The sequence below is a fragment of the Streptomyces sp. SLBN-8D4 genome (assembly GCF_049739545.1).
GTDB classification, from domain to species: Bacteria; Actinomycetota; Actinomycetes; order Streptomycetales; family Streptomycetaceae; genus Streptomyces; species Streptomyces canus_C.
Window position 1 is genome coordinate 9,579,515 of sequence record NZ_JBMGQC010000001.1, and the last position, 26,531, is coordinate 9,606,045.

Here is a 26,531-nt window from a genome sequence, read left to right on the forward strand (position 1 = left end):
TTGAATCACTTTGCTACGAACTGTTGCGCTATTTCTGGCTGCTGGATCGAAGAGGGATCAAATAGTCTGGCCAGCCAAGGCAGTTGCACGGGGGGAGTCGCGCGGTACCTCTATCGCCCACCGCTCACCCGTGAGGCCCGCGCCGAGTCCGTCGCCGTACGTGCGGGCGGGACCAGTTCGAAGGCGGACGTCGATGTACTCCTGCTGGCCGTCTGCCGGGCCGGACGAGCCGGCTGTCGTAGGCGAAGTGGTTCTCACCCTCAGCAGTGCTGCCGCCCGGCAGGCCGAGATCGGCTGGATCTGCAACCCGCGGTACGCCGGACAGGGCTACGCCGCCGAAGCCGCGCGCTCTGCTCTCGTTGGCCTTCGGCCGGTTGCGTGCCCATCGCGTCTTTGCCCGGCTGGATGATCTCAACACCGGGTCCGTGCGGGTGTGTGAGCGCCTGGGCATGCGCCGCGAGGCTCATCTGATCGACAACGACCTCGACGGAGAGCGTTGGGGCAGTGAGTACATCTACGCGATGCTCGCCCACGAATGGAAGGACGGGACTCCGGCGGGCGACAGGGCCCGCCCCCGCATTGGCCGGCCTCCTCCGCCAGGACCTCGACGCCGTCACCGCCGGACTCGCCTCCCCTCGGAGTGCCGGGGCGGTCGAAGGAGACGTGAGCCGGGTGCGAGAGGCATGCCGGTCAGCGTTGATGGAGCTCCCACATGGCGAGTTCGTCGTCGTGCGCGCGCAGGCGTTCGACGGCCGCCAAGGGAGTGCGCAGTTCTGTGAGCTCGTAGAAGAAGAACAACGGGGCGAACATGCTCGCATAGCCGAACGGGGCGCCCCGAGGGGCGACATAGATGCCGGCACCGGCGTCGAGGAAGGCGTCGGCGAGCGCGGGATCCCCCGTGTCGCATCCGGTGACGAGAGTGACGCTGCCTGGCAGATGGAAGTGTTCGCGTACACGGTCCGGCCCGACGTCACCGTTGAACGGCTGGAATCCGGCCAGCTCCTCGGCGACGTCTTCCATCAGGATGCGGCCCTCGTCGCCGTGGCAGGACAAGATCACATAGGGGGCGATCGGCCTGGTGCCGTCCAGCGCGGCCACCAGATGGCGAGGCTGACCGACGCGCAGATAGTTGACCTGGGCACCGAAGGCTTCCAACCCGTCACGCAACGGACGCGCGAACCCGCCCCCGAGGTCGATCAGGTCGATCTCGGTCCAGGCCAGGCGACCGGCCTGGACCTCGCGCACCCGTGACGGACGCTGAGTCGCCAGCCACTCCTCTTCTTCTTGTCCACGCACCACTCGGCCACGATGTCACGGCCACAGCCGCCGACACCGCCGATTACGACATCGCGGAGGGCGGCGTCGGCCCGCCCGGAGGTCGGCCAATGATCTCCATGCCGGCTCGCAGGGGCTCCTCCAGGCAACTGACGCTTACGCGCCCCGTGTTGGGCGTGTCGTCGATGACGGTGAGCCGGCGTCCGTTGGAGTCTGAAAGCATGACCGACCCGACTCAGGACCCCCGTTTCCTGCAGGACCCCTACCCCACCCTTGCGGCCATGCGGTCCAGATGCCCTGTGCAGTCCATGCCCACGGAGTCGGCCGGGCGCCCCGGCTACCTGGTAACCGGCTACGCGGAGGCCAGGGAAGCCCTTTGCGACCCTCGGCTCTCGAAGGACACGGCGGCCTTCTTCGCGGGCAAGGAGTCTGGGCGTCGTCTGCACCCCGCGGTGGCGCACACCATGCTGGCCACCGACCCGCCCCGGCACACCCGGCTGCGCAAACTGGTGACCAAGGCGTTCACAGCCGGGGCCGTTGCGCGGCTGCGTCCGTTCATCGCGCGGGTCACCGAGGAACTGCTGGACCGATGGCCGGTCGGCGAGAGGTTCGACTTCGTGGCAGGCCTGGCGGTGCCGCTGCCGGTCATCGTGATCTGTCAGCTGCTCGGAGTCCCGCAGGAAGATCGGCCCGACGTCCAGCGCTGGTCGGGAGAACTGTTCGCGGCAGGCAGGCCCGATGTCATCGACGCGGCCTCGCATTCCATGGCCGACTACATGACGGGCCTCGTCGCCGCCAAGCGCCTGGACCCCGGTGACAGTCTCCTCGACCGGCTCATCTCGGCTCGCGACGGAGCAGAGCGTCTGAGCGAGGAGGAGCTGGTCTCCCTGGCGGTGCTGCTGCTCGTGGCCGGGCATGAGACCACGACCAACTTCCTCGGCAACGCGGTCCTGGCACTGTTGCAGCGGCCTGCCGCGTTGGACCGCCTTCGGAGGAATCCGGACGACGTCCCGGCCGCGCTGGACGAGTTGCTGCGGTTCGATTCCCCCGTCAGTACAGCCACTTTCCGTTTCACGACGGAGGCGGTCGCGCTCGGCGGTGTCGACATTCCGCCCGGGACCCCGGTGCTGGTCGCTCTTGGCGCAGCCAACCGCGATCCCGTGCGGTTCCCGTCGCCGGACCTGCTCGATCCGGACCGAGACGCCGCGGGGCATCTCGGCTTCGGCCACGGCATCCACCGCTGTGTCGGCGCGCCCCTGGCCAAGGCCGAGGCGGAGATCGCGCTGCGAGCGGTACTGACCCGGTTCCCCGGCATCCGTCTGGCCGTACCGTCTGATCGACTGGAATGGCGGCGCACTCGTCTCGTTCGCGGGCTGGCGGAGCTTCCTGTCACGGTGTAGACGGGCGGTGGATATTTGCCGGTCCGGCAACTTTTCGGGCGGATCGGCGCAGGCCCGAGCACCATCGACAACGTTCCCAGAGGGGGCGGCGCGGTAGCGCATCACGAGCAACGGGAGGCATCCGGTGTCAGGACACCACGAGCACGGCCGAAGCGGCGAGCACGACGGACCGGCGGCCGCCGAGATGTTCGAGCCGGCGGCCTGGGACGAGCGGTACGCGGGTCAGGAGCGGTTCTGGAGCGGCGAACCCAATCCGCAGCTCGTCGCCGCCGCCGGTGAACTGACCCCTGGCACCGCGCTGGACGTCGGCTGCGGCGAGGGCGGCGACGTCGTCTGGCTGGCCGGGCAGGGCTGGCACGTGACCGGCGCCGACTTCTCGGCCGAGGGCCTGGCCCGTGCCGCCCGCCACGCCGAGCAGGCCGGTGTGGCCGACCGCGTCGACTGGTGGCAGGTGGACGCCAGGGCTTTCGATGCCGGCGACCGCTCGTACGACCTGGTCACCAGCCACTATCTGCACGCGCCGGACGGCGGCATGGTCGAAGTGACCCGTCGCCTCGCCGCGGCCGTCGCCCCCGGTGGGTTGCTCCTGGTGGTCGGACATGCGCCGTCCCACGAGTTCACACACCTCTCCGAGAGCCACCGCAAGGCCATGTTCCTGGCCGCGGAACTCCTCCCCGGCCTGCCGGACGACTTCGAGCCCGTCGTCGTGGAGCAGCGCACTCGCACGCTGAAGCGGGACACCGGGCCGGTCGAGGCCGAGGACTCGGTCCTGCTGGCCCGCCGCGCGGTGCGCTGAACACCCAACTGGGGGCCTGCGGCGCGGTCACTGATCGAGTGAGTGACGCCGGTGGTGGGCGCGGTATGTCCTGGTGTGCTGCCGGGGGAGGAGCCAGAACCCTCAACCAACCGGGGGCGGCACGCATGTCGTTCGACGCGGCGGACCGCGAACGGCTCATGGCAGTGAGGGAAGCGGCCGACGCGGGACACCGCGCCGGTGCCCCCGGAGGGCGAGAGCCTCGGCGAACGGCTGGGCCGCTTCCCGCTCTTGCCGCTGGTCGGCAACCTCAAGGAGTGGAGGCACCCGGTACGGGGTGGTGACCCGGTCGTCGAGGTCACCCGCGCCGAGGCCGCCTTCCCCTCGGTGTTCGCCGCCGACGTGCCCGCGGACGTCACCAAGGTCCTCGCGGCGGGCGGCCGCAGCGTTCGAGGAGACCGCCGCGGCCGCCTGGAAGACCAAGCAGTCCTCGGCGCTGAAGGCGGCCGTCGTCGGGCCGGAAGGTGCCTCGCACGCCGAGGCCGTCTCCCGGCCCAAGGCGGTCCCGGACCTGATCCGCGAAGCGGTGCGCGCGACGAGCTGACGGCCCCCTGCGGAGAGCCGCGCGGACGCACTCCCTCGTATGCGTCCGTGCGGCCCTGTCCTGACCGTGATGTTCCCGGGGCCGGGGACCAGCGAATCCGCCTCAGCGGACCCGGATGAAGACGACGTCGTAACCGCTGTTCGTGGAGCGGGACTTGACGTAGACGCCGTCGCCGCCGCCGTTCGGGTTGCTCGTGTTGCCCTCGACGGTGGTGAAGGACGATCCCCCGGACACCGTCCGCACGATGCCTATGTGCTCGTGGCCGCCGGTGAAGTCGCTTCCGCCGTCCCAGTCGAAGGCCACGATGTCACCCGGCTGCGGGTTGGTCGTCACGGAGAGGTGGTAGTTGCCGGCCCGCGCCTGCTTGACCCAGCCCGAGACATAGGTGTTGCGGTAGGAGCTGGCTCCGGTCTGCTTGGCCACCCAGCTCACGAAGGTCGCGCACCAGGCGTAGTTGCTGGTGGAGAGCGAGAGGCCCACGGCCGAACCGTAGCTGTTCGCGCGGGCGCTGCCCTCGACCGTGCCGGCCTCGGCCCCCGCCACGTCGAGGATCTTGGCGTAACCGCCGCCGGGCGCGGGCGAGGACGGCGGGGTGACCGCGCCGTACAGGGCGGCCTTCGTGTTCGGCCCCACATGGCCGTCGACCGCGAGACCCTTCTCGGACTGGAAGTCCCTGACGGCACTGTCGGTGAGCGGACCGAAGTCGCCGTCGACGGCGAGATCGGCACCGTGGTGGTTGAGCAGGCTCTGCAACTCGGTGACGCAGCCGCTGCGTTGGCCCTGTACGACCTCGTTCGGGCAGGAGGCGGAGGTCAGGTTGACCGGCGCGGGCGCGCCGTTGCCGCCGCCACCGCCGATGTTCGAGTACAGGGCGGCCTTGGTGTTCGGACCGACCTCGCCGTCGGCGGAGAGGCCGCTCGCGGACTGGAACGCCTTCACGGCCGCCAGGGTCTGCGGGCCGAAGCTGCCGTCGACGTCGAGGCTGTGCCCCTTGCCGTTCAGCAGGGACTGCAGCGTGGCGACGCAACCGCCGCTCTGGCCCTCCACGATGTTCGCCGGGCAGGACGCCGACCTCAGGTCCAGGCCCGTCGACGGCGACTCGTCGGTGTCGTACAGCGCCCGCTTGGTGTTCGTGCCGACCTGCCCGTCGACGGTGAGGCCGTGAGCCGACTGGAAGCTGCGGACGGCACTCGCGGTCCCGCCGCCGAAGTCGCCGTCCACGTCGACCACATAGCCGTGGTGGATGAGCAGCCGCTGGAGCTCGGTGACGCATCCGCCCTTGGCACCCTGGACGAGGTTGGCTGGGCAGGAGGAGGAGTTGAGGTTGACGGGGGCGGGCGCCGAGCCACCGGTCGCGTACAGCTTGCTCTTGGTCGCGGGGCCCACCCGTCCGTCCACGGCGATCGCGGTGGCGGCCTGGTACTCACGGACGGCGTAGAGCGTGGCCGACCCGAACTGACCGTCCACCGCCAGACCGGCGCCGTGTGTGTTGAGCAGCCTCTGCAACTCCGTGACGCATCCGCTCGACTGGCCCTGCACGATCTCGTTGGGGCAGGACGCGGACGTCAGCTTGATCGGGGCCGGCGCCGCCGACGCCGGGCCGGCGCCGAGCACGATGCCGGCCGAGACCATCGCCGCCGTGGCGGCGAACGTCCCGATGCGGATCCGCCAGCCCGGTCCGGTCCGGCCCGCGGCCCGCAGCGGTGGATGTTGGTCTTCGGCGCGAACGAGGAACGCGAGTCTTCCCATGGCTGCGAGGTTCTCCTTCTAGAGACGAGCGTGGGGCGTGGTAGGGAGGGACACACAGCCGCGGCCCGTCCTTGCCGGGCAAGGACGGGCCGCGGTAGGTCACTCGACGATCAGTCCGAACGGCACGTCGTACCGGTCGAGCGGGGTCGTACCGGTCAGGCGGCGAAGCGCTTGAACGCCGCCCGGGTGCCCGAACCGGCGATGCCGTCGATGGCGCCCGTGTAGCCGTAGCCGTCCTTCAGCAGACGCTGCAGCGCCTTGATCGTGTTGGGGCCCGGGTCCCCGTCGATGTCGCCCGTGTAGCCCCAGTACGTCGCGAGGCAGCGCTGGAAGGCCTTCCAGCTGTTGGTGCCCAGCTGACCGTCGATGCCGCCCGTGTAGCCCCAGTACTCGGCGAGGAAGTTCTGGACGTTCTTGGCCTCGGCCGTGGTCAGACCGAAGTTCTGCGTCGCGGCCACGGCGGCGGGCTGGGCGGCGGCTGCCGTCTGCGTGGTGCTCGCGGTCGCCGCGAAGCTGGTGCCCGCGGTCGCCACACTGCCGGCGGTGAGGCCGACGACGGCGATGACACCGGCGATGGTCCTGCCCAGAGCGTTCGGTCGCATGCGTTCCTCTTTCGTCTGTGGGGTCTGCACCTGTCACGCCGAGCGGGCCAGGTGGCGGGATCAAAGGTGCCGGGCGCCCGGGCACGGCGGCCACGGCTGCGGCCCAAGTGACGGCCTTACGGGACGACCACCCCGCTGACCTGCGGAGACAGCAAGCGGCGGGACGGTGATGCGGGACACCTGTGACAGATGTGGCGTGCTCATGCAGAATGCGCAGAAGCGGTGGGGGCCGCTGTTCACGACACGACCATGCTGATGACCGCTTTGGGGGAAACATGCCGCGCTCCAAGACGCTGCCCGCGGAACTCGACCCCAGCGCACGACAGTTGGTGACCCGTTTACGGCGACTGAAGGACCACAGCGAGCTGACGATGCGACAGCTCGCGGCCAAGACCGGCTACAGCGCCAAGTCGTGGGAGCGCTACCTGGGCGGCACCTCGCTGCCACCGCGGGAGGCCGTGGAGGCACTGGCCCGGATCACCGGCACCGACCCCGTCCCCCTGCTCGCGCTGCACGAGATCGCCGCCGACTCCCGGGACGGCCGCCGCGCAAGACCCGCCGTACGGCAGCAGGACGAGCAGCGCGGAAGGGAACAGGAGCCACCGGCCCATCCGACGGCCCGGCCGCTCGCCGTACCAGCCGCACCCACACCACCCCGGGCCCCCGAACCGGCCCCCGGCCGCTTCCCGCACATCGCTCTCACCGCGGGCATCGCCGCCCTCGCCGTAGCCCTCTCGGCGGTGCTGCTGCTCGTGCTCCGCCTTGACGACGACGCCGGTAAGGCAGCCGTCACCGCTTCGCCCCGTACCACCGCGGCCTCCCCGCCGCCCTCCTACACCTGCCACATCGCACGGGTCGACGGGCGCTGGTCGGCGGGCATCAACAAGGGCCGCACCACCGAGATCGGCTACGGTGCCACCGGCGCCGACGTCGCGGAGGCGCAGTGTCTGCTGCGCCGGGCAGGCATCTCACCCGGCGGGATCGACGGCATGTTCGGCCCGCTGACGCTGCGGGCGGTCAAGACGTTCCAGGATCGCGCGGGCCTTACCGCCGACGGCATCGTGGGGCCGCGCTCGTGGAAGGCGTTGCGGGGATGACATCCGGCGCACCCTCACCGCCGGGCGTGCGACTCGCCGCAGTACTCCAGCAGTTGCGGCAGCGCACCGGACTGAGCCTCGCGCAGCTCGCGAACGCGACCACCTACAGCAAGTCGTCCTGGGAGCGCTACCTCAACGGCAAGAGCCTGCCCCCGCGCAGCGCGGTCAAGGAGCTGTGCCGTCTCGCCGATCAACCCGCCGACCATGCGCTGGCACTCCTGGACATCGCCCGCACGGACCGGACGGAAGGCAGCGGGCCGGTACGACAGGGCACGGCCACCGGGACGGACACACCGGCAGCAGTGGCCGCCCCTCTCCGACTCGACGCCGCCACCGGCCAGACGGCTCAGACCCGCACACTCCCGCCTGCCACCGGCCCGAGCGAGACGGTCCCGGTCGGCGCCGACCACCCGCGCACCCTCCCGACCGGCCACCGGCGCGCGACGAACATCGTCACCGCCTTTCTGTCGGCCTGTGCCGTCGTCCTGGGGGCGCTCGTGCTCACTCACCTTCCCTCGACGCACCGCGAGGAGGCGGCACCCACCCCCACCACGCCCTCCGTGGCCAGTGGGACGCTCTGCCGACACGCGACCTGTCAGGACAAGGACCCGATCGCGATGCGATGCGGTGCCCAACCGCTGACCCTCGCCGAACACGAGACCGCCACCGGTGCCTGGATCCAGATCCGCTACAGCCAGGAATGCGGGACGAGTTGGGCCCGGATGTGGGGCGCCGTCATGAAGGACCGCGTCGAGATGCGGGTGGGAGACCGGCACGCTTCCCTCCACAGCGCCCAGGTCACCACCCGCCACGAGGCCGACACCTACGTCCACACCCTCATGAGCGTGGTCAGCCCCGGAACCCCCTTGCAGGCCTGCTTCAGCCCTGCGGTCGGCGGCGTGAAGGAGTGCTTCAAAGCCCGCTCCACGGACGAGGCCGTCTCCGGTCCCGTCCTGCCACGCCGACAGAGGCAGAGCGCTCTCCCGGAACCCGTCAGAGCGTGAGGAGGACCTTGGTGGCGCGGCGCTCGTCCATCGCCTTGTAGCCCTCGGGGGCCTGGTCGAGGGGCAGGGTGAGGTCGAAGACCTTGCCGGGGTCGATCTCGCGGTCCCAGATGAGCTGGATCAGGTCGGGCAGGAAGCGGCGCACGGGGGCCGGGCCGCCGAGGGTGTGGATTCCGGCGAAGAACAGCTCGATCCCGGGGATGCTGACGTCGTGGTTCACGCCCACGTAGCCCAGGTGCCCGCCGCCACGGGTGGCGCCGACGGCCTGCATGAACGACTCCTGGGTGCCGACCGCCTCGACGACCGAGTGCGCGCCGAGCCCGTTCGTCAGGTCCTTGATCTTCGCGACGCCCTCGTCGCCGCGCTCCTCGACGATGTCGGTGGCGCCGTAGTAGCGGGCCAGCCTCTGCCGCTCCGGGTGGCGCGACATGGCGATGATCCGCTCGGCACCGAGCTGCCTGGCGGCGAGCACGGCCATGAGTCCGACCGCGCCGTCGCCGACGACCGCGACGGTCTTGCCGGGCCCGACCTCGGCGGCGACGGCGGCGTACCAGCCGGTGCCGAGCACGTCGGAGGCGGCCAGCAGAGCGGGGATCAGCTCGGGGTCCGGCTGCCCCGGGGTGGCGACCAGGGTGCCGTCGGCCAGCGGGATACGGGCCTTCTCGGCCTGGGTGCCGATCCCCGCGTGGACGAACTCGGCGTGCACGCACTTGGACTGGAAGCCCGCCCGGCAGATCTCACAGGTGTTGTCGGAGATGACGAACGACCCGACCACGAAGTCCCCGGGCCTGACGGTTCGCACCGCGGAGCCGACCTCCTCGACCACGCCCACGTACTCATGCCCCATGAGCGTGTGGTCGGCGGGCTCGACCCCGCGGTACGGCCACAGGTCGGAGCCGCAGATACAGGTCGCGGTCAGCTTCACGACGGCGTCGGTCGGCTCGATGATCTTCGGGTCGTCGCGCTCCTCCACGCGGACGTCACCGGCGGTGTGCATCACTACTCCACGCATGGTGGTTGCTCCTTGCTTGTTTGCTTGTTTGTTCCGGCGCCACGGGGTGCCGGTCACTGGTTCAGGAAGACACGGGATCGCCGCGGTTTCCTCGGTTTGCGGGTGCGGCGCCGCCGAGCCCGCCGGAAGGGCGTAACCGGCTCGGGGCGCGCCGCCTACCGGTGGCCCGGGCGGACGACGGCCGTACGACGCCGGGTGAGCGCGATGGCGATGGTGGGGATCAGGGTCAGCCCGGCGATGACGGTGCCGACCGCCGCCGGCCCTGTTGCCCCCAGCGACGATTCGAGGGCGTGTCCCGCCGCCCAGGAACCGGCGGCGGTGCCGAGGTTGAACGCCGACACGGTCAGCGCGGAGCCCAGCGTGGGGGCGCGGCCGGCGAAGCGGACGGCCAGGGCGATGAGCACGGGGTTCGCGCCGAGCCCGAACAGGCCCAGCAGGGCGACCAGCGTGATCGTCGGCACGGCATGGCCGGCCAGCAGGCAGATCGTCAGCAGCAGGACCGTCGTGGCCCCGGCGGCCGTGATCGTCGTCGCGTACGGGCGGCGGTCGCCGAGCCGGCCGCCCACCAGGAAGCCGGCCAGGGCGCCGGCCCCGAAGCCGACCAGGACCAGTGGCACCAGGGCCGAGGCCAGGCCCGCCCGGTCGGTGAGCAGCGGCGAGACGTAGGAGTACGTCGACAGCACGCCGCCCGTGGTGGTCGCGCAGGCCGCCAGGGCCAGCCACAGGCGCCCGGACCGCAGCGCGGACAGTTCGGACCGGACGGAGACCGCCTCCTGGGCGGGCCCGTCGTGCGGGACGTGCCGGGCGATCAGTGCCATGACGGCCACGGCCAGGGCGGCGAGCGCCCAGAACGGTCCCCGCCAGCCCATGAGCTGTCCGGCGAAGGCGCCGAGCGGCACGCCGACGACGTTGGCGAGCATCGCGCCGGAGCCCACGACACCCAGCGCGCGGGAGCTCGCGGCGGGACCGACCGCGCGGGCGGCCACCACGTTGGCCACCGCCCAGAACGCGCCGGTCGCCAGCGCCGTCAGGAAACGCGCCGCCAGCAGCACGGTGAAGCTGGAAGCGAGGGCCACGACGGCGTGGCCGACAGCGAACACGGCCAGGGCGAGGACCAGCGTCCATCGCCGGGGCAGCCGCAGGGTCAGCATCGCCATCAGCGGCGCGCCGACGACCATCCCGACGGCGAACACAGTGATCAGCAGCCCGGCCCGGGCCACGCCGACGTGTACATCAGTCGCGATCTCGGGCAGCAGGCCCGCGACCACGAACTCGGTCGTGCCCATCAGGAACGTGCCCAGGGCGAGTACGTACACGACCGGCGGCAGCCGGGCAGGCGGCTGCTCGTGGTCACCGATCGACAGGTCGGTGGGGGCGTCGAGGGTTCCTCCTCGCAGGGTCATGCGTGGTCTCCGCAGGGTTCGGAATCGGGGTGCGCACTCCACGAAACCGCTCCGGCCGCCCGCGCGGGAGGCTGGGTTTATGGGGGGTACAAGCTCGACCCCCCACCAGTGGCGACGTGGCCGTAGCGTCAAGGGCATGGAACGCCGCTCCGACAACCGCGCCGACATCCGTGACTTCCTGGCCCGCCGCCGCGCCCAGCTCACCCCGGAGCAGGTCGGGCTGCCCACCAGCGGTCGGCGCCGGGTCCCGGGGTTGCGCCGCGAGGAGGTCGCGGTCCTGGCGGGGGTGAGCACCGAGTGGTACACCCGGCTGGAGAAGGGCCACATCAGCGGCGTGTCCGAGGACGTCCTCGACGCGGTCGCCCGCACCCTTCAGCTGGACGACGACGAACGCACCTACCTGTTCGACCTCGCCAAGGCCGCCCAGCCGAGCCCGGCCTCCCGGCGGCGCCGCAAGGCCGTCGACGTCCCGCCGCGCGTCCAGTGGCTGCTCGACTCCATGAACCTGTCCGCGGCCTTCGTCAGCAACGGCCGCCTCGACATCGTGGCCGCGAACCCGCTCGCCCGCGCCCTGTTCGCGCCCATATTCGCCAGCCCGACCGTCGGCGTGCGGGGCCGCCCCAATTTCGCCCGGTTCTGGTTCCTCGACGACGACTCCCGCGATTTCGTCGCCGACTGGGACAGCGCAGCCGGCGTCACCGCGGCACTGCTGCGCGCGGAGGCCGGCCGCTACCCCGACGACAAGGACCTGCGTGAACTCATCGGTGAACTGTCCACCGTCAGTCCCGAGTTCCGCACCCGGTGGGCCGCCCACAACGTGCGCATCCACCACGGCGGCGTCAAACGCTTCCACCATCCGGAGGCCGGGGAACTGGAACTCACCTACCAGCCCCTCGACCTGCCCATGTCCGCCCGCGAGGCGCACTCCCTGACCATCTACACCGCCGAACCCGGCTCGCCCTCCGAAGACGGCCTGCGCCTGCTCGCCTCCTGGGCGGCCACCCGCGAGTCCGACCCGCCCACTCGGCAGCGCGAGGGCCGTGCGACTTGAGCGGTCCGCCGCACGCGGAATTGCGGTGTCGGTACATCCGCGCTCGGGTTGCGGGTGAGCAGATCCGCGACCCGGGCGATCATCTGGCTCTCCGCGCCGTCGCGGGCGGTCGTCGGGTGGTACGCGAGTACGAAGCGGCGTTCCTGGTCACGAGTGGAGAACGCGGCGTTCTTGTAGCCGTACGTCTCCCCGGTCTTGCCCCAGAAGGTGACGCCGTTGACGGTGGCCTGCTGCAGTCCGGTGCTGTAGCGCGCCGGAGAGCCGTCCAGCATCCGCACGTCGTCGGGCGGCAGGGTGAACATCAGCTCCAGCAGCTCGTGCGGGAGCAACGCGCCGGAGAACAGCGCGGCCAGCAGGTGCTCGAGATCGCTCGCGGTGGAGATCATGTCGCCCTCGCCCCGGCTGGACGACTGGTCGTACGTGGTGATGTCCCGCAGGCTGCCGTCGGCCATCGTCAGATAACCGTGCACGTGCCGGCCGTGGATGTGCGGGTCGTCGCCCGGCACGACCGTGCGCGCCAGGCCCAGCGGACGCAGGATGCGGGCCGCGACGGCCTGGGGGTACGAGCGGCCCGTCACCTCTTCGATGATCAGTGCGGCCAGTGCGTAGTTGATGCCGCGGTACTCCTGCCGGGTGCCCGGGGCGAACTTCAGCGGTCCGTGGGTCGCCGTCGCCACCCACTCCTGAGGCGTCCAGTGGTCGAAGCGGTGGCGGAACACCTCCTCCGCGGTGCGCGGGTCCGGGATGCCCACGTGGTCGGGCAACCCGCTGGTGTGGTTCAACAGGTGCGCCAAGGTGACAGCCGCGAACCGGTCCGGCAGCAGCCCCGGCAGGACGCGCCCCACCGGCGCACCCAGGCTGATCCGCCGCTCCGCCACCAGTTGAAGCACCACCGCGGCGACGAAGACCTTCGTGACGCTGCCGATCCGGACCCTGTCGTCCGCCGTCACCGGACGCCGCGTTCTGATGTCGGCCACCCCGGAGGTGCCTCGCCAGGAGCCGGACGTGCCGCCGACACACAGCTGGGCCGCGGTCGAGGGCGGGTGCTCCAGATCGTCGATGGCCGCCCGCAGGGCGGTGGGGTCCAGTGGCGGGAGCGGCGCGGACAACGCGGTCGCCCGCTGCACGGGCAGTACGGCGGTGGCGGCCAGCGTGGCCGCCCCCGACACGGCGACGTTCACAAAGGACCTGCGTGACATGCGCGTTGAGGTCATGCCCGCCACCCTGTCAGCGGACCCGCCCTCGGGCATCGGGGCCCGCCCCAAGTGATCCCCCATCACACCCTGACCCGTCCCGGACGACGCGAGTTCGCGCAAGGGGTCCCGCAACGAGTTCCGCCGCAGGACCGCGTCCCCCAGCTCCGGCACACCGGGTGCCGTCGGGTCAGGAGCTCCACTTCACCTTGAAGACCCACACGTGCTGTCCTGCCTTGCGGGCTGCCGCGGGAACGTCGATCGCCAGCGCTCCGTTGCGAACGCTCCAGCTCAGCGGCCGGTCGTGGCCCAGCATCGTCACCGTGTCCCCGCCGCGGATCGGTACCGGCGCCTCGACGGTGAGCCGTGAGCCCGGCCGGGCCAGGGAGTGGATGTAGAAGGCCCGGTTCGGGCGGACGGTGAAGCGGAGGTCCTCACCCAGTTCCGCCGTCTTCGACCAGTACGTCGTGTCGTAGACGGCCTCGCCGTTCGTCCGCAGCCACCGGCCCGTCTCCCGCAGCCGCGTCTGCATGATCTCCGGGATGGTGCCGTCGGCGCGCGGGCCGATGTCCAGCAGGAAGTTGCCGTTCTTGGAGACGATGTCCACCAGGCTGTGCACGACCTGTTCCGTCGTCATGTAGGAGCCGTCGGGCGTGGCCTGGTTGTAGCCGTAGCTGAAGGGGTCAAGGCCGCGGCTGGACTCCCACTTGGCGATCACGGTGTTGTCGTACGTCGTGTACTCGGGCGTCGTGAAGTCGTGGAAGGAGATGCCCGAGCGGTTGTTGACGGTGACGTCGATGGGACGGGCCCGGTTCTTGGCGTGGTTGAAGTACTCGGCGAGCACGTGCACGCTGTCGTTGGCGCCGCCGATGTCGCACCAGATGAGCTCCGGGTCGTATCCGTGGATCAGCTCCAGCATCTGAGCGGCCTGGTAGTCCTTCACGAAGTCCTTGCCCGCGCTGTATCCGGTGTAGGGCACGGGATCGAGGGTGTACGGGTTGCGCGGGGCGTGGCCCATCCAGGGCTGGTCCGGGTTGAACCACTCGGGCATCGAGAAGTAGAGGCCGCGGTGGAGCTCGGGCGTGTAGCGCCGGGACGCCTCGAACAGCTCCTTGACCAGGTCCCGCTTCGGGCCCATCTTCACGGCGTTGCGGTCGGAGACCTTGGTGTCCCACAGGGCGAATCCCTCGTGGTGCTTGGAGGTCAGCACGTGGTACTGGGCACCGGCGTCCCGGAACAGTTCGACCCAGGCGCGCGGGTCGAACCTCTCCGCCCTGAACAGGGGGATGAAGTCGTCGTACGCGAAGTTCTCGCCGTACGTCCGCCGGTGGTAGTCGTGGACGGCGTTCGCCGGATCCTGCATGTGGTTCCAGTACCACTCGGCGTACTGCTTGCCGACCGGCGACCAGGCGGGCACCGAGTACACACCCCAGTGGATGAAGATGCCGAACTTGGCGCTGTGGAACCAGTACGGCGCCTGATGACCGGAGAGGGAGGTCTCGGTCGGCTGGTAGTCGGCGACGCCGAGGGACAGCCGGCTGCGCCGCGTGGCGGCCGTGGCGCCACGGCCGGTGACCGTCACCACGCCGTCCTGGGACGTGCCGGGTGCCGTCCCCGTGCGGTTGCGGATGCCGATACGGACGCGAGCCTGCTCGCCGGGGTCGAGGCGGCGCACGACGGCGGGCTCCACGGTCCGGGCACCCGGTACCGCGACCCGAACCGACACGTCGTCGCCGGCCAACACGGCTGCGGTGCCCGCGTTGACGACGGTGGCCTCGACGCTCTGGGCGCCGGTGGATGCCAGGAGCGAGTTCGTGGAGTGGACGTCGCGCAGGACCAGCGCGCGACCCTGGGCGACCGGCTGGAGGGAGAGTGCGAACACGTGCAGCGAGGTCTGGTTCGGCTCGGGTGCGGCGGTGACCGGCAAGGTGATGGCGACCGCCTCGCGCTGCGGATCGACCCACACATCCGAGGTGCCGATGCCGACGCTGTGTTCGTCCTTCGCGCCGTCAGGACCGTAGCGATACGGCGCCGACAGCGAACCGCCCGCCGCGTACCAGTCGGCTCCGGTGAGCCCCGCCGTCGTGGTCGAGCCGTCCGCGTAGTGCACGGTCGCCTTGCCCGAGGCGTTGCCGTAACTCCCCGAAGTGAGGAAGTGGGCCGACATGTAGTGGCCCTTGGGCACGTCGATGCGCTGCCCGAGCGCGACGACGTTGTTCTTCGCGCCCGCGGCCGAGGACGGAAGGACGAAGGGAACGCCGTCCACCTCCACCCGGCCGGCCGGGAGCTCCTCGCCGGGGAACGTGTAGCCGGAGCCGTCGAAGTCGCCGCCTCGCGCGGAGGCGGTGTCGATGCCGTCGTTGTCGTAGAGGCTGTCGAGCGGGACGGGAACCGGAGCGGGCACGGCCGCCCATGTCCCCTTGTGCTGTTCGACTTCCTGGGCAGCCTGGGCGTCGGTCGCGGGGATGAGGGAGAGCGCGGCCGAGGCAGTGACACCCGCCGTGACGCCGAGGACCTGACGTCTTGGATACGTACTCATGACGGCTCCTCAATCATCGGATGTCTCGATGATTGAGGAGGTGTTGAGGGGTGTCAATGGGGGGCGCGTGGAAGAGAGTTGGATTAGAGGTCGGATGGCTGCGGTGTGGCTGCTCAATGCCTGAGCAGCCACAGGACCCGGTCCCAGGACAGAAGGTGGTACACGACCAGCGCGGCACCGAGCAGTACGGCGGAAGTGTGGGCTCCCGCCGCGTACAAGGCCGCCGCACCACCGAAGAACACGGCCAACTCCAGCAGGAACCGCACCGGGCCAGGGGTCGCGATCACCGTTTTCCCGGACCGGGACGCATCATCCGGAGTGGCGAACGCCCCCCAGAGCACCGCCACGACCACGGGCACGGCGATCACGGAGACGTACCGCAGGGGTGCGGGCGCGGTGACCCATGCCCAGAAGCCGAAGCACGCCAGGGCCACCAACTCCAATACGAACCGCACGCCGAGAGCCCAGGGGCGAAAGCCGTACGCGGACGACATGGGCGCTCTTCCTTCCGTCGTGGCTCGTGCCTGACCACCACATCCTGCCGCACACGCGTTCAAGAAACCGATCAAACAGCCCGGCTAGTAACTGTCGTACCCGGGCTTGCCGTTGGGCCGGTAGACGCCGACGATGGTGCCGCTTTTGGTCGTCGAGACGCTGACCGGCTCCAGCGCGGTGGGGATCGCGCCGTCGGCGAATAGCCGCTTGCCGGTGCCGATGATCACCGGATGGATGGTCAGCCGGTATTCGTCGACGAGGCTGTGCCGCATGAGGGTCTGGGCGAGGTCACCGCTGCCGACGACGTTGATGTCGCCTCCGTCGGTCGTTTTCAGTGCGCGTACGGCATCGACGACTTCGCCCTCCAGCAGAGTGGAGTTCTGCCACTCGACGGACGTCAGGGTCCGGGACGCCACGTACTTGTGCATGCTGTTCATCCGAGCGGTGAACGGGTTGTCGGGATCGGCGGTCGGCCAGTACGAAGCGAAGATGTCGTACGTCTTGCGGCCGAGCAGCATCGCGTCGGAGGGCTCGTACCAGTCGGCGATGGCCGCGCCGACCTCGTCGTCGGTCACCGGCTTCTGCCAGCCGCCGTACTCGAATCCGCTCTCGGTGTCCTCGTCGGGACCGCCCGGCGCCTGCATGACACCGTCCAGTGTCAGGAACGTACAAACGATGATCTTGCGCATGGTGCGCTCCCTTCGTCGAGGGACAGACGCCACGATCACCGAAAACTCATCGGTCAGCCGGGCCACGTACCGGTCAGCCGGCGGGTGGCGGTGGCGCCGCCCCGGTCCACGGCGGCCTTGATCCCGGCGAAGATCGCTCCCTGCGGGACGGCTGCGGTCAGGACCTCGCGCCAGGTGCGCTGCTCGTCGGTGGCGTCGGTGGCGTCGGTGGCGTCGGTGGCGTCCTCGTCATGTCCGAGTTTCTTCCAGACCTGTTTGAACACCGAGCCGGCCACCACGCCGCTGACGGGGCCCATGGCCATGCCGACCGGCTGTAGGCGAGTTCGGACGCTTTCATCGGTGCCGCCTGAGCCGGCGTATGGACAGCACCGCGACGAGCGCGCCGGCCGCGGCGAGCAGCGGGATGCGGTTGGCCCGTGCCGCCTGCATGCCCTGGCCGGCCTTCTCGCGTACGGGCTCCGGAGCCTTCTCCCGGGCCAGCTGACCGGCATGTACTGCCTTCTCGCGGACCTGCCCCGAAGCGGCGGCGGCTTTCGCCCGCACCGGCTCCGGCGTCCTGTCCTGCACCATGTGTGCCGCGTGCGTCGCCTTGTCCCGCAACTGGGTCCTGACCTGTGTCGTCCTCTGCGCGACCTGCTGTTTGACGGCGGTCGTCTTCTCCTGGGCCCGCGTCTTCACGTCGGTCCTGGCCGCGAGCGCCTCGACGGTCTCGCCGAGCTCCTGGCGGGTCGATTCCACCTGTTCCCGCAGTTCCTCCGGGGAGGGTGCCGCCTCATCGCCGCTGTGCGGCTTGTCCGGGGTCATCGCTGTGCCTTCTCCTTGATCTCGGCCACATCGGCCTTGACGCTGTCCATGGTCTGTTCGGGCGCCGGCGGGGATGCCTTGCCGATCTGCTGCTTGCCGAGCAGCGCCATCAGCGCGGTGACGACGGCCAGGGCGGCGGTGACGATCAGCGCCGCCGCCCACACGTCCAGGACGAGCGAGAGCGCGGCGATCCCGGTCGCCACCAGTGCCTGCAGGGTGAGGACACCCATCAGGCCGGCGCCGCCGAACAGGCCGCCGCCCTTGCCGAACCGCTTGCCCTTCTGGGTCATCTCCGCCTGTGCCAGGCGCATTTCCTCGCGGACCAGCTGCGACAACTGCTGGGAGGCGCGCTGGACCAGGTCGCCGACCGGTTCCTGCGCTGCGCCGCCGGTGCGCTGGGAGCCTTCAGCTGTCATGGGTGCTCTCACCTGTCCTTCGTCGGCGTCCGGTAGATCCTGTGACGTACGAGGTCGCTGTGGAGGCGTCGGGCCGCCGCCCGACGAGGGCCGCGGCCGCGATCTCGACCGCTCATGACGCAAGGCGTCGGCGGTCCTCCTCGTCCCACTTGCGGGTGTCGCGTGGCTGGACATACGGCTCCTGTTCGGCTGGATGGCCGCCCGCGACGACGCGCTGGCGGTGCATCTCGGCGTCGAACTCCAGGCCGAGCAGGATCGCCAGGTTCGTGATCCACAGCCACACCAGGAAGATGATCACGCCGGCGAACGTGCCGTAGGTCTTGTTGTACGAGGCGAAGTTCGCCACGTACAGCGCGAAGCCGGCGGAGACGATCATCCAGATCACCAGAGCCAGCAAACTGCCCGGTGTGATCCAGCGGAAGCCGCGGACCTTCGCGTTCGGTGTCGCCCAGTAAAGGATCGCGATCATGGTGGTGACCAGGAGCACGAGCACCGGCCACTTGGCGATCGACCACACCGTCAGGAACGTGTCCCCGACGCCCAGCGTGGTACCGACCTGGCGTGCCAGGCTGCCGGTGAAGACGACGATCAGCGCGCTGATCACGGCCAGGACCAGGAGCACCACGGTCACACCGACCCGGACCGGCAGCACCTTCCACACCGGACGGCCCTCGGGGACGTCGTAGACCGCGTTGGCGCTGCGGATGAACGCGGCGACATAGCCGGAGGCCGACCACACCGCGAGAACCAGGCCCACGATCGCCATGACCGAGCCGATCCCGGCGTTGCCCTGCATCTGCTTCACCGCGCTGGTGAGCACGTCGCGCGCGGCGCCCGGGGCGAGTTTCTGGATGTTGTCCAGCACCTTCTGCGTCGCCGAATGGCCGGCGATCCCGAGCAGCGAGGTCAGCGCCAGCAGGGCCGGGAACAGTGCCAGGATTCCGTAGTAGGTCAGCGCTGCGGCCCGATCGGTCAGCTCATCTCTCCTGAACTCCTTCAGCGTGCCCTTCAGTACCATCCCCCAGGAGCTTTTGGGCAGGTCAGTCGGGGTGTCCGGTGACTGCCGCTCCACCTGCTCATCCGGTCCGGCACCCGTCCCCCGACCAGCCTCGACCTCGCGGTCGGCCACGCTGTGCCCGCCGTGCCTTCCATGCCGTTTCAATGTCCTTACCATGCCGTGCGGGTTGCCGGACCCGCGGGACCTATACCGGGCATTTACAAACAAATCGTTTTTTGTTGGCTTTCCTCGCCTTTATAGATGTTCACGCATGTTTCGGGACAGCCGTTACGCAGTCCATGGACGGACCACGCCGTCACCGCGCTGCAGGAACTGCCGGGTGCCATCGCATGGCGCGGTCGACGACACATCCAGTCGGTTCCCGTCCGTGCGGCGGATCGCGACGCAGCGCCCGAGACTCTGCGTCAGCGAAGCTCGCGGTCGTTTTATGGTTCGTGGTCGGGTTCTGCCGTAACGGTTGTGGTCCCGACTGCCTCGTGATCGCCGGTTCTCACGTCCCAGCGGCTGATCGTCCCGTCCTCGCCCAGTGCCAGCCACGTCGGCCGCTCCTGGTCACGCACCGGCGTCAGATCGGCGATCGCTCCCAAGCGCGGTGGCGCCTCGACCGTACGGACGTCTTCATGGCCACCTGCCACCACTGACCCCCGAACCCCCGAACCCCCGAACCCCCGAACCCCTGAAACCGAACCAACAGCGCATCGGTGACCAGGAGTTGCAGATCGTCGTGGCCAACGTGCGCTGCTTCGGCGTCTACCGGTGCGTGCGGAGGCCGTCGAGGATGAGCGCGAGCATGTGGGGCGCGCGGTCCTGCGGGGTGGACGCGGCGCGCCAGAGTGCGCCGGTGAGTTGGAGGAAGTCACTGGGATCGGCGTCCACGCGGATGCTTCCGTCCTTCTTGCCGGCGTCGAGGAGTTCGGTGATGGCGGCGACGACGGGGCCGTAGCTCTGCTCGCTGATCGCCTGGTGCGCACCCGGGCTGAGGGCGTCCCCGAGGCCGTGCTTTCTGCGCATGGCCTCGACGAGGTCGGTCGTCCAGTGGCGAAGCGCTTCCAGGGGCGGCATCTTCGCCAGCAGCTCCGGCGCGGTGCCGACGATACGGGTGACCTCGTCCTGGTAGACGGCCAGGACCAGCGCCTCGCGCGTGGGGAAGTTGCGGTACAGCGTGCCGGCGCCGACCCCTGCGCGCTGGGCGATCTGGTTCATCGACGTGCTGCCGTCCGCTGTGAGCGCTTCGCGGGCGGCAGCGAGGATGCGCGCTCTGTTCTCAAGGGCGTCTGAACGGACCACGGGACCTCACCTTGCTAAGCGGAGAGTTCTCCACTACGTTATGTGGAGAGCTCTCCGCATACTCTAAGGAGCGTCATGCAATACATCAAGCTCGGCACGACCGGCCTCGACGTGTCCCCGATCGCCATCGGCGCGATGACCTACGGCGAGCCCGACCGGGGCCACCCCGTCTGGTCGAAGGGCGAGCGGGAGGCGCGCCCGCTGATCAAGCACGCCCTGGACGCGGGCATCAACTTCTTCGACACCGCCAACATGTACTCGAACGGTTCCAGCGAGGAGATCCTCGGCCGTGCACTCAAGGACTTCGCCGACCGGGACGCCGTGGTGATCGCCACGAAGCTCCGCCATCCGATGCGGCTGGGACCGAACGGACGGGGCCTGTCGCGCAAGGCGGTCATGACCGAGGTCGACCATTCGCTGCGCCGCCTGGGCACCGACTACATCGACCTCTACCAGATCCACCGCAACGACCACGCCACTCCGTGGGAGGAGACGCTGGAGGCGCTCAGCGACCTCGTGAAGGCAGGCAAGGTCCGCTATCTCGGCGCCTCGTCCATGCACGCCTGGGAGTTCGCGAAGGCGCTCAACCTGCAGAAGCAGAACGGCTGGGCACGGTTCGTGTCCATGCAGAACCACTACAACCTGCTCGCCCGTGAGGAGGAGCGGGAGATGATCCCGCTGTGCCTGGACGAGGGTGTCGGCACGATCATCTGGTCGCCGCTGGCCCGCGGCCGCCTCGCCCGGGGCTGGGACGACGCCCGCTCGACGGCGCGCTCCGAGACCGACGGAGCCTATGCGGACCTGCTGTACTCGCCCGCGGAAGAGGGGTCCAACCACGCGATCATCGATGCCGTCGGCCAGGTCGCGGACGCCCACGGCGCGAGCCGCGCGCAGATCGCGCTCGCCTGGCTGCGCCGTCAGCCGGTCGTCACCGCACCACTGGTTGGCGCCGGCTCGATCCGGCAGATCGACGAAGCCGTGGCCTCCCTCGACATCGAGCTCGCTGCTGACGAGGTGCGTGCCCTGGAGTCGCCGTACACCCCCCGATACGACTGGCAGGGCGTCTCCGACGAGGCCGAGATGGAGGCCATCCGGCAGCGCGTCCCCGGCATGGCTCTGGCATGAAGCCCATGGTCCGTTCCGGTGCTGCTGCCCGCGCCGGAGCCCTTCTCATCCTCCTGGGTCCGCTCGTGTCCTGGACCGCCGAGTTCGTCACCGCCGCCGCATGGCAGGACCCGCCGTACTCGCCCCTGTACAACTGGGTCAGCCACCTCGGCCTGACCGGCCCGCCGCAGACCGCGTTCGGCCAGGTCGCCAACTCCCCGCTCGGCGCCGTCATGGACACCGGTTGGGTGATCTACGGCATCCTCCTGATCGTCGGCGCCTTTCTCGTGTTCGATCCGCGCCAGGGTGTCCGTCCGACCGTCATCGTGATGCTCGCCGTCCTCGCCGGTACCGGGGTCTCGCTCGTCGGCGTCTTCCAGGGCTCCGACGCGAACGTCGACAACGGCCTGATCGCGTTTCACACCCTCGGCGCGCAGGGCGTCATGCTCGCCGGGAATCTCATGGCGATCGTCGTTGGAGCCGGCGGAGCCCGCATCGGTCTCAGCAGGGGCCGGTCCCTCGCGAGTGTCGCGCTCGGCACCGCCGGACTGCTCGCGTTTCCCCTCTTCATGGCGGACGTGCTCACCGGCTGGATGTGGAACGTGGGCATGTTCGAGCGGGCCGTGATCTACCCCATCATGATCGGCCACGCCCTCCTCGGAAGCAGCGTGGCCGCTGCCCGACCGCGGCATACGAAGCACCCGCTGACGCCTCTCGACACACGACTCGCGAGCTGAGGAGACACGCATGACACGCGTACTGGTCACCGGAGGGACAGGATTCGTCGGGAGCTGGTGCGTGCGGGCCCTGCTCGACGCCGGGCACACCGTCCGCACCACCGTCCGCAACCCACAGCGCGAGCCGGAACTGCGCGCCTGGCTCCATGCGGCGACGACGTTCGACGACGACCGTCTCACGGTCGTACGCGCCGACCTCGAACACCCCGAGGGCTGGGAGGACGCCGTCGCCGGCTGTGACCACGTCCTTCACGTCGCCTCGCCGACGCTGCGCCGCACCCCGGCCGACGCCGACGAGTTGGTAGTCCCGGCGCAGGAGGGCGTACTGCGGGTGCTGCGCGCCGCCCGGGACGCCGGCGTGCGTCGGGTCGTCCTGACGAGCGCCTTCGGCGCCGTAGGCATAGGGCATCCGCCGCGCTCGACCCCGTTCACCGAGGAGGACTGGACCGACGTCGACGCCGACATCCCGCCCTACCAGCGGTCCAAGACGCTCGCCGAGCGCGCCGCCTGGCAGTTCGTCAAAGAAGAAGGCGGCACTCTGGAGCTGGCGGCGGTTCATCCCGTAGGGGTCCTCGGGCCACTGCTCGGCCCCGACGACCCGCCGTCCCTGCGTCTCGTGCGCCGAATGCTCGAAGGGCGGGTGCCCGCATGCCCTCCGTTCGGCATGGGCTTCGTCGACGTCCGGGACGTCGCGGATCTGCACCTGCGTGCGATGACCGATCCGGCAGCCGCCGGCGAACGTTTCCTCGCGATCGCCGGGCACAGCATGCGTGTCATCGAGATCGCGCGCATCCTGCGTGACCGCCTGGGTGAACACGCCGCGAAGGCCCCGACCCGTGAACTGCCCGTGTGGGTCGCACGCGCGCTGGGCGTCGCGAACCCGGAACTGCGACTGCTGAGGCATCAGCTGGGCCGGGACCTCGACGCCACGAGCGCCAAGGCCGAGCGGCTCCTCGGATGGCGGGCACGTCCCGTCGAGGACACCATCCAGGACACCGCGGAGAGCCTTCTCGCCCACGGTTTCGGGAAATGATCAGTTCGTGAACGGCTAGTGGATCAGGCGTTGTGCTGCCGTGCGATGTCCCGGGCCGTGCGGGCGGCCTTCTCCTCCGTGTCGACGAGGGCTCCGCTGCCCACTCCGAACAGTCCCTGGCGTAGGAATACGGCAAGGCCGTGAGCGGCGGCGGCCACGCGGAGCAGCAGGTCGAACGCGGGCTCCTGGTCCGGGGCCAGCCGGCCGGCCACCGGCAGCAGGAGGCGGGCCACCTCGTCGCCGGCGGTGGCCAGATCCGGGAACCGGGACTTGTCGAGGCCCGCGTTGAAGGTGATGTCGAACAGGGCCGGTTTCTCGGCGGCGAAACGGACGTAGGCGGACGCGAAGGACGCGAGTTGTTCCACCGGATCCTCGTCGGCGGCCACGGCTATGGCGAACCGGTCCCGCTGCTCGCGGTAGCCCTGCGTGGCGAGCTCGGCCAACAGCGTCTCCCGGTCGGTGAAGTGCTTGTACGGCGCCGCGACGCTCACTCCGGCCCGGCGGCTGGCCTCGGCGAGGGTGAAGCCGTGCGGGCCTCGTTCGCCGACCAGCTCAAGGGCTGCCAGCAACAGGGCGTTGCGCAGGTCCCCATGGTGGTGGCCGGTGGGACGCCGCTTGACGGGAGGGCTCATGGAGCTAAGGTTAACACCACTTACCAGGTGAAAGGTATTAACCATGGGAGCTGTCATGACCCCTGTCCGTTTCCACCACGTCAGCCTGTCGGTCGGCGACCTGGCCGCTCAGGAGGCTTGGTACGGCGACGCCTTCGCGCTGACCCAGGTCGTGGAGCGCCTGGAGATGCCCGAGGCGGGCGTGCGTACCGTCGTTCTGAGCGATACGGCGGGCCTGCGGGTGGAGTTCGTCGAGCGTTCCGGTTCGAGTCCCGTCTCGCCCGCCGATCCGTTCGCCGCCACCGCCGCGCAGACCTTCACCCACCTCGCTCTTCAGGTCGAGGATCTCGACGCCGCGTTCGCGCGCCTGACCGTCGAGTGCGGGGCGGCCCCGGTGTCGGCCCCTGCGCCCGGCGTGTCCGAAGGCATGCGGTACGCGTACATCGCCGACCCGGAAGGCAATCTCCTGGAACTGATCGAGACGGCGGGGGACTGACTGTCGATCCCCGTCGGCGGCGCGGAGAGGTCGTACGTATCACTCGCGGGCCGCCCTCCGTCCGTGCGGGAAGCGGCCGTTGAGCACCTGTGCGGGCGCCGCCGTACGTGCGCGCTTCCTCATCACGAGGGAGGTGCGCCCGGAAGGGGCGTGTCTGCGGCGAGGGCGGTCGTGCGGAGGGCGGCTGCCACGCGGACGCTCTGAGTGCTCGGCGGGTGGGGGAGGCGGGCCAGGAGGAGGCGCCGTTGTTCCTGGGGGCCGCCGCGGACGGGCAGGACGCGGACGCCCGGTGGTGCGGCGGAGGCGAGCACGGCGGGCACGGTGGTCAGTCCGCACCCGGCGGCGACCAGGTGGAGCTTGGCGAGCCAGTCGCGGGCGGTGTGGGCGATCTCGGGCCGCTCGTCCAGGCCCGGCCATACGCCCATGAGCTTGTCCTCTCCCGAGGAGGAACCGGCGATCCAGCGCTGCCCGCGCAGGTCGGCCACGTCGATGTAGTCGCCGCGGGCCAGGGGGTGGGTGGCGGGCACCGCCAGGCAGAGGACGCGTTCGGTGAGTGTCTGCAGCACGAGTGGGGGCGATTCGGCGTCCGGCGGCCGGAAGGGCGGGGCCGAGGCGAGCAGGGCGAGGTCCAGGCTGCCGGCCCGCAGGGCGCGTACCAGCGCAGGGGTGCTGCCCTCCCGGCCGACGACGTGCAGGTCCGGGTCCGTGCGGTGCAGTGCGGCCAGAGTGCGGGGCACCAGAACGGCGCCGGCGCTGGGGAACCACCCCAGGCGGACCGTGCCTGCCTGACCGGGCAGGCCGGACAGTTCGCGGGCCGTCGAGTCGATCTCGTCGACCACGGTCGTCGCGCGGCGCAGGACGACCCGCCCGGCCGCGGTGAGCCGTACGCCGTCGCGCCGGCGCTCCAGCAGCTCGGCGCCCGCGGCCCGTTCGATCGAGGCGATCTGCCGGGAGACCGCGGACTGGGTGTAACCCAGCGACGCGGCGGCCGCGGTGAAGGTTCCCTGTTCGGCGACGGCGCGGAAGACGCGCAGCGCGGTGAGTGACACATCCGAGAAGTTCATGACGTTTACGCATGCTACCCGTGCCGAACTTTCGTTGGACTCATGGACGAGGGGTTCCTAGCGTGGCATGCGTGAACGCATCCCGAATCGCCCTCGTCACGGGCGCCAACCAAGGACTCGGTCGCGCCCTGGTCGAAGGGCTGGCCGCCCGCATGAGCCCGGACGACCTGGTACTGCTCACCGGCCGCAGCCACCGCCGCGTGAGCGACGCCGCCGGCGAGGTCGGCCGGCTGCCCGCTACCCGCGCCCGCGTCGAGGGCCGGGTTCTGGACGTCACCGACACCGACGCCATCACCCGCCTCGCCGAGGACCTCCACGCCAGGCACGGAGGAGTCGATGTCGTCATCTCCAACGCCGTCGCCCGCGTACGACCCGAAGAGTCACAGGCCGAGCGGGCCGACGAGTTCATCGACGTCTCGAACACCGCCACGCACGCGATCCTGCGCTCCTTCGGCCCCGTCCTTCGCCCGGGCGGCCGGCTGCTCGTCGTGGCCAGCAGCCTGGGCACCCTCGGCCATCTCGACCCGCGGCTGCGCCACCTGTTCGACGGCGCGAGCCTCGACCAGGTCGAGTACGCCGTCGAGTCCTGGCGCGGCGCCATCCACAACAGGACCGCACAGGAGGCGGGTTGGCCGGTCTGGCTGAACGTGCCCTCGAAGGTGGCCCAGGTCGCCGCCGTCCGTGCCGTCGCCGCCGAACGCCGCGAGCGCGACCTCGCGACCGGCACGCTGGTCGCGTCCGTGTGCCCCGGCATGGTCGACACCGCCACCTCGCGCCCCTGGTTCAGCGACTACAGCCAGGCGCAGTCACCGGCCCAGGCCGCCGCGGCCCTGCTCGACCTGGTCTTCACCGAAGGCGCCGATCCCGGCCTGTACGGCGAGTTGATCCGTTTCGGCAAGGCCCTGGACTGGCACGACGGCACACCTCCGGTGGAGCAGGACGGGATCCTCACGCCCTGAACGCACGGAGCCGTCACGCCACACTTGAGCACACAGCAAGCAGTTCACTGACAGGCTGAACCGGCCCAGCAGCCGGGGGTCTTCAGTTGATCAGGCGTTGCATCCCTTCCGGTCAGAGCACCAGCGCTCCGCTCA

General features: G+C 70.3%; 25 protein-coding genes and 3 pseudogenes. 12 read left to right on the forward strand and 16 right to left on the reverse strand.

What is annotated here, in order from left to right:
• Nucleotides 1–96 precede the first annotated feature (96 nt).
• Nucleotides 97–539, forward strand: a pseudogene (locus RKD20_RS43510) (GNAT family N-acetyltransferase); the annotation flags it as partial.
• Between the two features lie 151 nt (nt 540–690).
• On the opposite strand, the gene RKD20_RS43515 reads toward RKD20_RS43510, so the two are convergent.
• The gene (locus RKD20_RS43515; RefSeq protein WP_424882552.1) at nt 691–1,299 is read right to left on the reverse strand and encodes a hypothetical protein; all 609 of its coding nucleotides are present in this window, start codon (nt 1,297–1,299) and stop codon (nt 691–693) included.
• A 197-nt stretch (nt 1,300–1,496) separates the two neighbouring features.
• Here RKD20_RS43515 and RKD20_RS43520 point away from each other — a divergent pair, with 197 nt between their 5' ends.
• From RKD20_RS43520 to RKD20_RS43530, 3 genes and pseudogenes are all read left to right on the forward strand, one after another.
• On the forward strand, nt 1,497–2,675 hold the full coding sequence (locus tag RKD20_RS43520) for a cytochrome P450 family protein (protein WP_424882553.1): 1,179 nt from the start codon (nt 1,497–1,499) through the stop codon (nt 2,673–2,675).
• Nucleotides 2,676–2,799: 124 nt separating this feature from the next.
• Complete coding sequence (locus RKD20_RS43525) at nt 2,800–3,471, forward strand: class I SAM-dependent methyltransferase (RefSeq protein ID WP_424882554.1); 672 nt, start codon at nt 2,800–2,802, stop codon at nt 3,469–3,471.
• A 207-nt stretch (nt 3,472–3,678) separates the two neighbouring features.
• Nucleotides 3,679–4,033: pseudogene (locus RKD20_RS43530) on the forward strand (alpha/beta hydrolase); the annotation flags it as partial.
• 102 nt (nt 4,034–4,135) lie between these two features.
• On the opposite strand, the gene RKD20_RS43535 reads toward RKD20_RS43530, so the two are convergent.
• Nucleotides 4,136–5,782: a peptidoglycan-binding protein gene (locus RKD20_RS43535; protein WP_424882555.1), complete on the reverse strand. Its 1,647-nt coding sequence runs from the start codon at nt 5,780–5,782 to the stop codon at nt 4,136–4,138.
• A 155-nt stretch (nt 5,783–5,937) separates the two neighbouring features.
• The gene (locus RKD20_RS43540) at nt 5,938–6,384 is read right to left on the reverse strand and encodes a peptidoglycan-binding domain-containing protein (RefSeq protein WP_424882556.1); all 447 of its coding nucleotides are present in this window, start codon (nt 6,382–6,384) and stop codon (nt 5,938–5,940) included.
• Between the two features lie 275 nt (nt 6,385–6,659).
• On the opposite strand from RKD20_RS43540, the gene RKD20_RS43545 reads away from it, so the two are divergent.
• Nucleotides 6,660–7,481: a peptidoglycan-binding protein gene (locus RKD20_RS43545; protein WP_424882557.1), complete on the forward strand. Its 822-nt coding sequence runs from the start codon at nt 6,660–6,662 to the stop codon at nt 7,479–7,481.
• A complete protein-coding gene (locus RKD20_RS43550) occupies nt 7,478–8,485 on the forward strand; it encodes a helix-turn-helix domain-containing protein (protein WP_424882558.1) in 1,008 nt (335 codons plus the stop codon). Before RKD20_RS43545 ends, RKD20_RS43550 begins: the two co-directional genes overlap by 4 nt.
• Here RKD20_RS43550 and RKD20_RS43555 read toward each other — a convergent pair.
• Both RKD20_RS43555 and RKD20_RS43560 read right to left on the reverse strand, forming a co-directional pair.
• The gene (locus RKD20_RS43555) at nt 8,475–9,497 is read right to left on the reverse strand and encodes a zinc-dependent alcohol dehydrogenase family protein (RefSeq protein WP_424882559.1); all 1,023 of its coding nucleotides are present in this window, start codon (nt 9,495–9,497) and stop codon (nt 8,475–8,477) included. The genes RKD20_RS43550 and RKD20_RS43555 overlap by 11 nt on opposite strands.
• A gap of 155 nt (nt 9,498–9,652) precedes the next feature.
• Entirely contained in the window at nt 9,653–10,900 is a 1,248-nt protein-coding gene (locus RKD20_RS43560; RefSeq protein ID WP_424882560.1) for an MFS transporter, read from the reverse strand.
• Nucleotides 10,901–11,036: 136 nt separating this feature from the next.
• On the opposite strand from RKD20_RS43560, the gene RKD20_RS43565 reads away from it, so the two are divergent.
• A complete protein-coding gene (locus RKD20_RS43565; protein WP_424882561.1) occupies nt 11,037–11,951 on the forward strand; it encodes a helix-turn-helix transcriptional regulator in 915 nt (304 codons plus the stop codon).
• Here RKD20_RS43565 and RKD20_RS43570 read toward each other — a convergent pair.
• The 9 genes and pseudogenes from RKD20_RS43570 to RKD20_RS43610 all read right to left on the reverse strand — a co-directional run bounded on the left by RKD20_RS43570 (nt 11,837) and on the right by RKD20_RS43610 (nt 20,392).
• Nucleotides 11,837–13,165 (reverse strand): serine hydrolase domain-containing protein, encoded by a 1,329-nt coding sequence (locus RKD20_RS43570; protein ID WP_424882562.1) that lies wholly within the window; start codon nt 13,163–13,165, stop codon nt 11,837–11,839. The genes RKD20_RS43565 and RKD20_RS43570 overlap by 115 nt on opposite strands.
• 169 nt (nt 13,166–13,334) lie before the next feature.
• Nucleotides 13,335–15,683 (reverse strand): alpha-L-fucosidase, encoded by a 2,349-nt coding sequence (locus RKD20_RS43575; protein ID WP_424882563.1) that lies wholly within the window; start codon nt 15,681–15,683, stop codon nt 13,335–13,337.
• A gap of 113 nt (nt 15,684–15,796) precedes the next feature.
• Complete coding sequence (locus RKD20_RS43580) at nt 15,797–16,177, reverse strand: YrdB family protein (protein ID WP_424882564.1); 381 nt, start codon at nt 16,175–16,177, stop codon at nt 15,797–15,799.
• Between the two features lie 84 nt (nt 16,178–16,261).
• On the reverse strand, nt 16,262–16,867 hold the full coding sequence (locus RKD20_RS43585) for a dihydrofolate reductase family protein (protein WP_424882565.1): 606 nt from the start codon (nt 16,865–16,867) through the stop codon (nt 16,262–16,264).
• 53 nt (nt 16,868–16,920) lie between these two features.
• Nucleotides 16,921–17,204: pseudogene (locus tag RKD20_RS43590) on the reverse strand (DUF4235 domain-containing protein).
• Entirely contained in the window at nt 17,201–17,671 is a 471-nt protein-coding gene (locus RKD20_RS43595) for a DUF3618 domain-containing protein (RefSeq protein ID WP_424882566.1), read from the reverse strand. The pseudogene RKD20_RS43590 and the gene RKD20_RS43595 overlap by 4 nt, the downstream one beginning before the upstream one ends.
• Entirely contained in the window at nt 17,668–18,087 is a 420-nt protein-coding gene (locus tag RKD20_RS43600; RefSeq protein ID WP_359420500.1) for a phage holin family protein, read from the reverse strand. Before RKD20_RS43600 ends, RKD20_RS43595 begins: the two co-directional genes overlap by 4 nt.
• 112 nt (nt 18,088–18,199) lie before the next feature.
• Nucleotides 18,200–19,261, reverse strand: coding sequence for a YihY/virulence factor BrkB family protein (locus RKD20_RS43605; protein ID WP_424882567.1), 1,062 nt, complete (start codon nt 19,259–19,261; stop codon nt 18,200–18,202).
• A 594-nt stretch (nt 19,262–19,855) separates the two neighbouring features.
• Complete coding sequence (locus RKD20_RS43610; protein WP_424882568.1) at nt 19,856–20,392, reverse strand: TetR/AcrR family transcriptional regulator; 537 nt, start codon at nt 20,390–20,392, stop codon at nt 19,856–19,858.
• A 75-nt stretch (nt 20,393–20,467) separates the two neighbouring features.
• Here RKD20_RS43610 and RKD20_RS43615 point away from each other — a divergent pair, with 75 nt between their 5' ends.
• From RKD20_RS43615 to RKD20_RS43625, 3 genes are read left to right on the forward strand one after another with little or no spacing between them, the layout of a single operon-like run.
• Nucleotides 20,468–21,517 (forward strand): aldo/keto reductase, encoded by a 1,050-nt coding sequence (locus RKD20_RS43615; RefSeq protein ID WP_424882569.1) that lies wholly within the window; start codon nt 20,468–20,470, stop codon nt 21,515–21,517.
• A 5-nt stretch (nt 21,518–21,522) separates the two neighbouring features.
• Nucleotides 21,523–22,233, forward strand: a complete 711-nt coding sequence (locus RKD20_RS43620) for a DUF998 domain-containing protein (RefSeq protein WP_424882570.1) — start codon at nt 21,523–21,525, stop codon at nt 22,231–22,233.
• Between the two features lie 10 nt (nt 22,234–22,243).
• Nucleotides 22,244–23,266, forward strand: coding sequence for an SDR family oxidoreductase (locus tag RKD20_RS43625; protein WP_424882571.1), 1,023 nt, complete (start codon nt 22,244–22,246; stop codon nt 23,264–23,266).
• 23 nt (nt 23,267–23,289) lie between these two features.
• Here the strand turns inward: RKD20_RS43625 and RKD20_RS43630 are convergent, their stop codons facing one another.
• The gene (locus RKD20_RS43630) at nt 23,290–23,898 is read right to left on the reverse strand and encodes a TetR/AcrR family transcriptional regulator (RefSeq protein ID WP_424882572.1); all 609 of its coding nucleotides are present in this window, start codon (nt 23,896–23,898) and stop codon (nt 23,290–23,292) included.
• Nucleotides 23,899–23,953: 55 nt separating this feature from the next.
• Between RKD20_RS43630 and RKD20_RS43635 the strand changes: the two genes are divergently transcribed.
• Nucleotides 23,954–24,373, forward strand: coding sequence for a VOC family protein (locus tag RKD20_RS43635; RefSeq protein ID WP_424882573.1), 420 nt, complete (start codon nt 23,954–23,956; stop codon nt 24,371–24,373).
• A 122-nt stretch (nt 24,374–24,495) separates the two neighbouring features.
• Here the strand turns inward: RKD20_RS43635 and RKD20_RS43640 are convergent, their stop codons facing one another.
• Nucleotides 24,496–25,437: a LysR family transcriptional regulator gene (locus tag RKD20_RS43640; protein WP_424882574.1), complete on the reverse strand. Its 942-nt coding sequence runs from the start codon at nt 25,435–25,437 to the stop codon at nt 24,496–24,498.
• A gap of 71 nt (nt 25,438–25,508) precedes the next feature.
• On the opposite strand from RKD20_RS43640, the gene RKD20_RS43645 reads away from it, so the two are divergent.
• Nucleotides 25,509–26,396 (forward strand): SDR family NAD(P)-dependent oxidoreductase, encoded by an 888-nt coding sequence (locus RKD20_RS43645; protein WP_424882575.1) that lies wholly within the window; start codon nt 25,509–25,511, stop codon nt 26,394–26,396.
• Nucleotides 26,397–26,531 lie beyond the last annotated feature (135 nt).

Excerpts from the sequence above, each read along its gene's own strand:
- RKD20_RS43555 (WP_424882559.1), bottom strand. The coding sequence starts at position 9,497 with ATGCGTGGAGTAGTGATGCACACCGCCGGTGACGTCCGCGTGGAGGAG.
- RKD20_RS43540 (WP_424882556.1), bottom strand. The coding sequence starts at position 6,384 with ATGCGACCGAACGCTCTGGGCAGGACCATCGCCGGTGTCATCGCCGTC.
- RKD20_RS43545 (WP_424882557.1), top strand. The coding sequence starts at position 6,660 with ATGCCGCGCTCCAAGACGCTGCCCGCGGAACTCGACCCCAGCGCACGA.
- RKD20_RS43560 (WP_424882560.1), bottom strand. The coding sequence starts at position 10,900 with ATGACCCTGCGAGGAGGAACCCTCGACGCCCCCACCGACCTGTCGATC.
- RKD20_RS43605 (WP_424882567.1), bottom strand. The coding sequence starts at position 19,261 with ATGGTAAGGACATTGAAACGGCATGGAAGGCACGGCGGGCACAGCGTG.
- RKD20_RS43625 (WP_424882571.1), top strand. The coding sequence starts at position 22,244 with ATGACACGCGTACTGGTCACCGGAGGGACAGGATTCGTCGGGAGCTGG.
- RKD20_RS43580 (WP_424882564.1), bottom strand. The coding sequence starts at position 16,177 with ATGTCGTCCGCGTACGGCTTTCGCCCCTGGGCTCTCGGCGTGCGGTTC.
- RKD20_RS43575 (WP_424882563.1), bottom strand. The coding sequence starts at position 15,683 with ATGAGTACGTATCCAAGACGTCAGGTCCTCGGCGTCACGGCGGGTGTC.
- RKD20_RS43595 (WP_424882566.1), bottom strand. The coding sequence starts at position 17,671 with ATGACCCCGGACAAGCCGCACAGCGGCGATGAGGCGGCACCCTCCCCG.
- RKD20_RS43615 (WP_424882569.1), top strand. The coding sequence starts at position 20,468 with ATGCAATACATCAAGCTCGGCACGACCGGCCTCGACGTGTCCCCGATC.
- RKD20_RS43585 (WP_424882565.1), bottom strand. The coding sequence starts at position 16,867 with ATGCGCAAGATCATCGTTTGTACGTTCCTGACACTGGACGGTGTCATG.
- RKD20_RS43570 (WP_424882562.1), bottom strand. The coding sequence starts at position 13,165 with ATGACCTCAACGCGCATGTCACGCAGGTCCTTTGTGAACGTCGCCGTG.
- RKD20_RS43640 (WP_424882574.1), bottom strand. The coding sequence starts at position 25,437 with ATGAACTTCTCGGATGTGTCACTCACCGCGCTGCGCGTCTTCCGCGCC.
- RKD20_RS43635 (WP_424882573.1), top strand. The coding sequence starts at position 23,954 with ATGACCCCTGTCCGTTTCCACCACGTCAGCCTGTCGGTCGGCGACCTG.
- RKD20_RS43630 (WP_424882572.1), bottom strand. The coding sequence starts at position 23,898 with ATGAGCCCTCCCGTCAAGCGGCGTCCCACCGGCCACCACCATGGGGAC.
- RKD20_RS43520 (WP_424882553.1), top strand. The coding sequence starts at position 1,497 with ATGACCGACCCGACTCAGGACCCCCGTTTCCTGCAGGACCCCTACCCC.
- RKD20_RS43550 (WP_424882558.1), top strand. The coding sequence starts at position 7,478 with ATGACATCCGGCGCACCCTCACCGCCGGGCGTGCGACTCGCCGCAGTA.
- RKD20_RS43600 (WP_359420500.1), bottom strand. The coding sequence starts at position 18,087 with ATGACAGCTGAAGGCTCCCAGCGCACCGGCGGCGCAGCGCAGGAACCG.
- RKD20_RS43620 (WP_424882570.1), top strand. The coding sequence starts at position 21,523 with ATGGTCCGTTCCGGTGCTGCTGCCCGCGCCGGAGCCCTTCTCATCCTC.
- RKD20_RS43535 (WP_424882555.1), bottom strand. The coding sequence starts at position 5,782 with ATGGGAAGACTCGCGTTCCTCGTTCGCGCCGAAGACCAACATCCACCG.
- RKD20_RS43565 (WP_424882561.1), top strand. The coding sequence starts at position 11,037 with ATGGAACGCCGCTCCGACAACCGCGCCGACATCCGTGACTTCCTGGCC.